General features: G+C 39.6%; 8 protein-coding genes. 4 read left to right on the top strand and 4 right to left on the bottom strand.

Annotation, left to right across the window (positions count from 1 at the left end; all coding sequences use genetic code 11):
* The 4 genes from RM368_RS37250 to RM368_RS37235 form a co-directional block, all read left to right on the top strand.
* Positions 1-622, top strand: a 622-nt coding sequence (locus RM368_RS37250) for an acyl carrier protein (RefSeq protein ID WP_322698716.1), incomplete at its 5' end; no start/stop codon positions are given.
* Positions 623-670: 48 nt separating this feature from the next.
* Positions 671-1,924, top strand: a complete 1,254-nt coding sequence (locus tag RM368_RS37245) for a cytochrome P450 (RefSeq protein ID WP_322698715.1) — start codon at positions 671-673, stop codon at positions 1,922-1,924.
* 42 nt (positions 1,925-1,966) lie between these two features.
* Positions 1,967-3,229: a cytochrome P450 gene (locus RM368_RS37240; RefSeq protein ID WP_322698714.1), complete on the top strand. Its 1,263-nt coding sequence runs from the start codon at positions 1,967-1,969 to the stop codon at positions 3,227-3,229.
* 158 nt (positions 3,230-3,387) lie between these two features.
* Positions 3,388-4,581, top strand: coding sequence for an FAD-dependent oxidoreductase (locus RM368_RS37235; protein ID WP_322698713.1), 1,194 nt, complete (start codon positions 3,388-3,390; stop codon positions 4,579-4,581).
* A 422-nt stretch (positions 4,582-5,003) separates the two neighbouring features.
* Here the strand turns inward: RM368_RS37235 and RM368_RS37230 are convergent, their stop codons facing one another.
* From RM368_RS37230 to RM368_RS37215, 4 genes are all read right to left on the bottom strand, one after another.
* Positions 5,004-5,513 carry a DUF6174 domain-containing protein gene (locus RM368_RS37230; RefSeq protein ID WP_322698712.1) on the bottom strand — a complete coding sequence of 170 codons (510 nt, stop codon included), beginning with the start codon at positions 5,511-5,513 and terminating at the stop codon, positions 5,004-5,006.
* 427 nt (positions 5,514-5,940) lie between these two features.
* Positions 5,941-7,485: a calcium-binding protein gene (locus RM368_RS37225; RefSeq protein ID WP_322698711.1), complete on the bottom strand. Its 1,545-nt coding sequence runs from the start codon at positions 7,483-7,485 to the stop codon at positions 5,941-5,943.
* Between the two features lie 549 nt (positions 7,486-8,034).
* Positions 8,035-8,445 (bottom strand): hypothetical protein, encoded by a 411-nt coding sequence (locus RM368_RS37220; RefSeq protein WP_322698710.1) that lies wholly within the window; start codon positions 8,443-8,445, stop codon positions 8,035-8,037.
* 48 nt (positions 8,446-8,493) lie between these two features.
* Positions 8,494-8,976 carry a transposase gene (locus RM368_RS37215; RefSeq protein WP_322698709.1) on the bottom strand — a complete coding sequence of 161 codons (483 nt, stop codon included), beginning with the start codon at positions 8,974-8,976 and terminating at the stop codon, positions 8,494-8,496.
* Positions 8,977-9,031: the final 55 nt, after the last annotated feature.

Below are 9,031 nucleotides of genomic sequence, written 5' to 3'. Positions count from 1 at the left end.
CTCCGTATTATCTCGTAGTCTTTTTCAGAAATCAAATATGATTCCTATAGATGTAGATGAGGTTGTTAAGTCTATTCGTCAAGCGGTATCTGAAGAACATCAGTTACAAGTCTATGCGATCGTGCTACTAAAGACAGCAAGCATCCCGAAAACTTCTAGTGGAAAAATTCAGCGTCATGCTTGTCGAATTGGTTTTTTAAATCAAAGTTTGGATGTTGTCGGTAAGTGGATTGCAGGTATTGAACAAATACACTTACAACAACTTCAGGCAGAAGCAGAAGTTCTTTGGAAACAAGTGCAAAATTTAGATGTCGAGCAGCCGAAAGCTGAACAGAAATCATTCAAGTCAACTTTTACAGAAAAAGAAATTCAAGCCTGGCTAATATCTCATCTTGCCATGTACTTAAAAATACCTCCTGATGAGATAGACATTCAAGAATCTTTTGCTGCATACGGTTTAGATTCAGCAGTAGCGATCAGTATGACTGATGAATTAGCGCAATGGATTGACTGTGAACTTGAAATTACTCTTTTCTGGGAATATCCCGATATCGAAACACTAGCACAGTATTTAGCAGTGAAATCTCAGTTATCATCAACAACTTCTCCAGTTGTCGTTTAAAAATAAATTCGCTCAATTAAACAATTTAACAAGGCGAACAAAGAAGTTATGACTAATAATCAAACCAAAGCGATCGGGTTAACAAAACCATTCAAATTCAATCTTTTTGATCCCAATGTTCGCATTAATCCTTATCCAACTTACCATTGTCTCCGTTCTGAATCTCCAGTACATCAATACTTTGTTGGAGGTGATTGGCTTGTTAGCCGTTATGCTGATGTTAAAGAAGTTTTGAGAAGTGGTTATGTTCGCAGTCAGGACAAACCAAAATCTATAGAAGAAAGAAACAAATATCTGGAAGATAAGGGAAAAAATTTGAATACTCTTGCCCATACTACCAGCCAATTTTTGTTTTATATGAATCCACCAGACCATACCAGATTACGTAATTTGGTAATGAAAGTTTTTTCTCCTATTGTTGTTGAACAAATGCGCCCCCGTATTCAAGAAATAGTGAATGAATTACTTGACAAAGTTCGGTACAAGGGGAATATGGATATTATTGCCGATTTTGCGATTCCACTTCCTGTCATGGTGATTAGTAGGTTGTTGGGAATACCACAAGAAGATGAAGACCAGCTTAATGAGTGGTCTAATGTTTTGGCTCGTATCTTAGACTCACTCGTGTCACTAGAAGAATTTGAAGCCATGAATGAGGTTACAGAAGTATTTAAGGAGTATTTACGTGCTCTCATTGCCAAACGAGAAAAACAGCCACAAGCAGACTTGATTAGTGCCTTAATTGCAGCTAAAGAGCAGAGTGACAGGTTAAGTGAGGAGGAACTATTAGCAACTTGCATCATGTTATTTGCAACAGGTGAAGAAAGTACAGTAAATACCATCGGTAATGGAATGCTGGCATTATTAAATCATCCTGACCAAATAGAAGAACTCAAAAGGGAACCAACATTAATCCAAAGTGCAGTAGAGGAAATACTTCGCTATGATAGCCCAGTTCAGACAACAACTCGCATTGCTACTGTTAACTTTGAAATAGGCAACCAAACAATTCAAGCAGGTGAAAAGGTAGTTCTTTGTTTAGGGGCTGCTAACCGAGATCCAGCACAATTTCCAGATCCCGATCGCTTCAATATTAATCGAAATCCCAATCTCCACGTTGCTTTTGGTGATGGTATTCATTATTGCTTAGGAGCTGGGCTAGCACGTATTCAAGCACAAATTGCAATTAATACACTTATTCAGCAATTTCCTAATTTGAAGTTAGCTTCAGACAAACTAGAGTTACGAAAAAATACAGTTTTACGTGGCTTTAAAGCTCTTTCTGTAAGTTTTACTTGCTAAGTAATTTCTGTCAAGTTAGAGTATTTACAGGAGAGATGTGCAATGGAGTCAATTTCTAATACAAATCAGACTGAAAAACTAGGGTTTGCAAAAGCTATTAAATTCAATCCTTATGACCCAAAGTTTCAGGCGAATCCCTATCCCATCTACCACAATCTTCGCTCTGTTGAACCAATACACCAGAGCTTTACAGGTATGTGGGTAATTACTCGCTATGTTGATGCCAAAGCAGTTTTGCGCGACCCTCGCTTTTGTGTCAATAAAATGTCAAATAATGTTAAACATAAAAGTTATTATCTAAAGCAGCAAGATTTTAATACACTTGCACAAGCCATTGACAAATGGTTAATATTTTTAGATCCGCCCGAACACACAAGATTACGAGGGCTAATTAGTAAAGCTTTTACTTCTACAACTATCAAATTTCTGCGTCCTCAAATTCAAAAAATTACCGATGAATTGATTAGCAAAGTTCGGCATCAGGGTTTTATAGATATCATGTCCGATTTTGCTTGCCCATTACCTTGTAGTGTTATTGCTGCAATACTAGGAGTACCGATTGAAGATTGGGTTAAGCTGTATCATTGGTCAGATAAACTGTCTAATATTTTAGATCCACTTAGGTCTTTGTCAGACTATGAGCAAATGAATCAAGTGGCATTAGAATTTACAGATTACTTTAAAAGCTTGATTGCCCAACGTCAAAAAAGTCCTCAACAAGATTTGCTAAGTGCTTTAATTACAGTTAAAGAACAGGACAAAAAGCTAAGTGAAGAAGAAATTATATCTATCTGTATGTTATTGTTCTTTGCTGGTGAAGAAACCACAGTAAATCTTATAAGTAACGGTATGCTTGCTCTCTTGCATCATCCACAGCAGATGCAACAATTAAAGACACAACCAACACTCATCCAAAGTGCTGTGGAAGAAATGCTACGTTATGATAGCCCAATCCAAATCATCACAAGAGTAGCAACTGAAGACATTGATATAGATGGTATTACTATTCGAGTTGGTGAGAAAGTTCTTGTTATTTTAGGTGCTGCAAATCGCGATCCCGCACAATTTCCTGACCCCGATCGCTTCGATATTACACGAGCTAATAATAGTCATTTAGCTTTTGTTGATGGTATTCACTATTGTTTGGGTGCAGTATTGGCGCGAATTGAAGCTGAAATTGCCATTAATACACTTGTGCAACAATTATCGGACTTAAAGCTATCACAAGATCGGCTTGAATGGTGTAACAAGGTTGGTTCTCGCAGGCTAAAGGCTCTCCCTGTTACTTTTAAGCCATCAATTTAAGTATAACGAATTCAGGGTTGATTCTTCAGGAAGATTGACTAAAAAACTATTTAGGAGTCAAAGTAATAACTGTGGATCTAGCTAAAAGATAAAGTTGCCTTCAGGCATGGAAGAAGTGTATATATTCATGGGAATATTCGGAATTATGACTTAATAATATGAACACAAATTTCACTCAGAAATTCTCTCAACCCATAGTAAAGAAAGTTGCTATTGTCGGTGCTGGCCCAGGCGGTTTAGCTGCTGCGATCGCACTGAGAAGCCAAGGGATAGAGGTGCAAGTATACGAAAAAGCCCAAGAATTTCGTCCGGCGGGAACTGGACTAGGGCTAGCTCCCAACGGCTTGAATTCTCTAGATGCGATCGCGCCGGGAATTGTCGAAACTCTCAAAAGTTCTGGATGCGAAGTTCACCATACGGTTTTAAAGAGTATTCAAGGAGAAACAATCCGAACTCACGCAACTAAATATTTAGAGCAATACGGACAACCGTTATTGACTGTTTGGTGGTATCGTCTACAGCAAGTCTTAGCATCGAGATTGCCCTCTGATATCATTCACCTCAATCATCGCTGCATCGGCTTTGAGCAAGATGCAAACGGTGTGAAAATTCATTTTGATGGCAAAAAATCAGTAGATGCAGATTTGCTGATTGGGGCTGATGGCGTTAACTCTGCCATTAGAGAAACTTTATTTGGCGAGGGTAAGCCTAATTATATCGGTAGTATGTGTTGGCGTGCCGTCATTGAGTATCGCCATGAGCTATTTAATGACTATGAACTAGTTTTTGCCAAAGGTAATCAACAGTTTATGTACCTTCTGAATGTGGGTGGCGGCTATACCAGTTGGATTAGTCGCAAGTTCTCGCCTGAGTATTCCCTTTCGCACAGCGCTGATGAAGTGAAGTCTCGTATTCTCCATGAATTAGCCGACTGGGATAAATCCTTCCGGGAGGTGGTAGAAGCGACACCAGCCGAGGAAATTTGGGAAGGGCCGATTTGCGATCGCCCACCGTTAACTCAATGGAGTCAAGGCAGAGTCACTCTCTTAGGCGATGCCGCTCATCCAATGGCACCTGCAATGGGACAAGGAGCCAATACCACTTTTGAAGATGCATACCACCTACGAGAGTGTTTTTCTAATTCAGCTAATCTGCAAGAAGCTCTGACTAGCTACGAACAGTGTCGCATCGAGCGGACAAAACTCATCCAAGCTCGTAGTGCCTTGGGTGAAATGCGGTACTACGACATTAACACCGTGCCATCTACTGGGCAGACGCAAGAGCGGCAAATGAGTATGAATGATGATTTTCACAAATGGGTGTACGACTTTAAGCCATCTGTAAAAAGTTAAATTCTAGTGTGGTATGAGTAAAGTTTCTTCGATCGCAACTAGTGCATAAACCCACAGCAAGCCTTAATCGTATCGAGTAATTTGAGATTAGCAGAAGTAACTGTTTTTAGTCAAGCCCTCAAACACAATAAATTCGTTGAATAATTGAGAATTAGTCGCACAAAATCAACATAACTTAATCAAAATGTTAATTTTTATGAAAAGCTAATAGCTATCCAATACAGCTCAGAATGAGTAATAAAATCCAGATGTAGAGACGCGATTTATCGCGTCTTGAAAAACCAATTATCTACATGAATGACCTTTAACTCAAGCGTATTGGATCGCTATTAGCTTTTTGGGGTAAATTGAAGTATTAAATCTCGCTTTGGAGTTGCTAGTTTACCCCTCTTTCCGGTCGAGATTAAGCGCAAGTAATCAGTTTAGCGTCTAGTTTTCAATTCCTGAAAATTCTCAATTGTCAAAAAGATTTCTTCATCAGCTATTTGACTATTGTAATCGATATTAATTTTAGTTGGATAGCCAAGTTTAGCATTGTATTCTACATCCAGGTTGAATGCCTTACGGTTGATAGCATCTTGAATCACATTAAATAGTTCGGGAATTGTATCGTATTTTTGAAAGAATTCTGGATTAACTGGTTGACCTGTAGCTACAGAAGTGACTGAAATTGGTTGACCATTACGTACTCGAATAACTACTGGCCCTCTAGCATCTGGTATGCAGAAGCAACTGTTGCTAACCGTAATACTATAGTTAGAAATATTTGCCTGCTCCCACAAACGTTTATTAAATTTCAACCGTCTTGAATTCAAACTATTATTCGTTTGCGTTTGATATTGTGCTTTCTCTGCGCTAGTTTCGGATATAGCTGGTAGGTTCATACTTAGAGAAAGCAATAGTGTTGCACTGATAATGATAGGTAAACGCATGTTAATCGATCTCTTAGGTTACAAAATCTTTCTATTATTAGAGTACAGCAAAATTTAACTTATTTACAATATTCCGGTTAAATAAACTTTATTTTTAATTAAACTTTTATGTAAATAAATAAAATTGTATTTTTAATAATTTACATCTAGAATCTAACTTTCAAAACATAAATTAGGAACTTTTTCGGAATATTTTCGATCGCCCAAAATTGCCTGATTTTCCAAAGCAATGTCTCCAGCTGACTACGCCTTTGCAGCCTCGTACTTTATGCAAAAGAAAACTGTTGTATAATCCTCCCCATCCTTGAAGTATGAGGAGGATGGGGAGGATTCAATTATCCTTAATTAGCAACATTGATGATTGCTAATTAGAATTTCGCTGTCAGCTTGCAGACATGCCTTAGCTTCTATGGATTTTGAGAGATGTTTACGCAACGATCTCAAAGTTTGTCGCTGATAATAATGGTGGGGCTGTGAATTGATTGTTATCGTTATCAATGTTGGCAAACAAACTACCTGTCCCATAGCCTGGTGATGTCAAGTTTTGGTTGAAGAACAAGTTGCCAGTTCCAAGACTGTAAGTAATGAGTCCAGAGCTAGTTGCAGCGGCTGCATCATTAGCTACTGTCTTAATTTGGGACAGATTATTGAGTCCGGCAAAAGTTGTCTTATCGAGGACAATTTTATCGCTAAAGTAGCTGAAGTCAGTAATTTTATCTACACCGAGATCGGCACCATTGTACCCAGTACCTGAGTTGAATACAAAGCGATCGCTACCAGCACCACCAGTCAGAATGTCATTACCTTTACCACCTCGTAAAATATCATTACCAGCATCTCCATAGAGTAAGTCATTGCCAGCACCACCATAGAGAACGTCATTACCCTCACCACCAAAGGCTCTTAACGTTGTCGCTGTGCCACTACCATCCAGGAAGTCATTGCCAGCCCCACCTGTGAACCAGACTGCATTTACAGAAGTTCCTGACAGGTTGTTGACATCGAGGATGTCATCACCACCACTACCATTGATTTCAAACCTTTCTGCACTGTCTACAGTCAGAGTGAAAGGAACCAAGTTCAGGCGATCAAAGATTGCTCTGCCTTGAGCATCTTGTTGCAGGCGGAAGTTGTCTCCTACACCCGCGCCGTTGACCTCAACCACGTCATAGCCAGCGTTACCGCTGATTCTGTCGCTACCATCACCATTGTTCCAGATCAGGCGATCGTTGCCGTTTCCGCCAGTGAAGGTGTCATTGCCACGATTTCCAACTATAGTATCGTTCCCGTCCCCACCAGATAGAAAGTCGATACCATCGCCACCTCGTAACAGGTCATTACCTGTATCACCATAAAGGTTATCATTGCCAGCACCACCTGTGAGACTGTCATTACCCTCACCACCGAAGGCTCTCAACGTAGTCGCTGTGCCACTACCATCCAGCACATCATTGCCAGCCCCGCCTGTGAACCAGACTGCAGTTACAGAAGTTCCTGACAGGTTGTTGACATCGAGGGTGTCATCACCACCACCACCATTGATTTCAAATCTTTCTGCACTGTCTACAGTCAGAGTGAAGGGAACCAAGTTCAGGCGATCGAAGATTGCTCTACCTTGAGCATCTTGTTCTAGGCGGAAGTTGTCTCCTACACCCGCGCCGTTGACCTCAACCACGTCATAGCCAGCGTTACCGCTCATTCTATCGCTACCGTCACCATTGTTCCAGATCAGGCGATCGTTGCCGTTTCCGCCAATGAAGGTGTCGTTGCCACGATCTCCGATTAGGGTATCTTCTCCATTGCCACCGGATAGAAAGTCGATACCATCGCCACCTCGTAACAGGTCATTACCGGCATTTCCAAAAAGGCTGTCATTTCCACCCAAACCATTGAAGTTATCAGAAGCGGCATTACTAATACCTACATCTGCACCATTAGTCGGGCCTGGGCCTGGAATCCAAGTTACTGCCATGATTAATACTCCTAATTCTTAATTTATCTCAGCGAACAATGAGTTACTAATACTTCATTTTTAAGAAATGTTTGGAAGTACTAGTTTCTCTCTATGAACTAGAAAACTTATAGTTTTTAGCTGCTAAGTATTAATCAGAGATATTTTCTTGTTTTATGCAGAAGATTGATTTTTGTAAAACTTCTTCACTATAAGTTTTAGAGACAGACCTGACCTTTTCACAGCATTTTAAAATAAAGAATAGCTTGTGAATGCCTTTTGTAAACTACCTTTCAACTGATTGAACGATTTCCGCTAAAGTTCAAAATAGTGCTTCTGATCTGCGAGGATTCAATACCTACTTGTTAAATTTACCACCTGATTGCTAAGTACATACATTGCTTCAAATGTATTGATTGCACAGTCATCGATCACTTTTATGAGAAGCTCCAAATCTCATTAAAAGCGATGCCAAAAAATAATTTCAAGCGTTAGGACAAAAAGTGCAATCAGTATCTTACCTAGTGTAATAGGCATTATATTCAACACATGATTTAATTTCATGTGTTTTTAAGAATACCCATCCATAGTCCAATCTTGAAGAGATAAATTAGGAACTTTGCTAAAATCTTTGTGATCACGCGTAACGATAATTGCCTGGTTAGCCAGAGCGATCGCAGGAATGAGAAAATGGGTGGATGTGAAGAAGTCTCCGGTTAATCCAGCATAAAGCCCCTTGGCAAACTGATGTTCTCTCCCTGATGGCACAAAGGAGTTGTTTGAAACTATTGAAAATAAGTCTTTTACTTGTACACTATGTTCGAGATTTATTTGATATCTGGCTGGCTCAATATAAGCTTGGGCGTGAAGTATTTGATAGAAGACTGCATTCCTGTACATCTCAAAACGAATTGATTCTTCTATCTGCTCTGGATTATTGGATAAGCCTAACTTGGGTTGACGAGCTACAACTTTACCCATCTGATTAATCATTGAAGATGGGAATAAATGATACAGCAGATTGCAAGTTTATGAAGTACAGTAACAGCAGTGAATAAACCAATTTTTTATATGTTTGGGATTGACCAAATTAAGTGCAGTAGCGATTAAAATATCGACCATTGTTGTGGTAGTTGGAGAAAATTGACGCAAAAAAGCTTTAAGTTGTGACCACCAATTCTCAATAGGATTAAAATCAGGTGAATATGGTGCAAGATACTGAACACTAGCACCCTTTGATTGAATCAACCCCTCAATCGAAGCTACTTTGTGAGCCGGAAGATTATCCATAACCACGACTGCGCCTGGCCACAACACAGGAAGTAAACATTTTTCAATGAATACCTCAAAAGCATTGCCACCCATCGACCCATTTAAGGTGATGACCGCCAAGACTTTGTTCAGACTGATTGCACCGATAACTGTGACTTTTGACCCACGATAAAAGGGTTTTTTGTCATATACTCTTTGTCCTAACGGGCTTCTAGCATGAGAGCGTGTCAACCCTAACAATAACGTGAGTTCGACGGTTAGAAAAAGGCAAAAAGCCTGCTATGTATAGATTTGC

It is taken from the genome of Nostoc sp. DedSLP03 (genome assembly GCF_034530815.1).
In the GTDB taxonomy this organism is placed as follows: domain Bacteria; phylum Cyanobacteriota; class Cyanobacteriia; order Cyanobacteriales; family Nostocaceae; genus Nostoc.
Note: the sequence above shows the minus strand (reverse complement) of the source record. Positions and strands in the feature narration are given on the sequence as shown.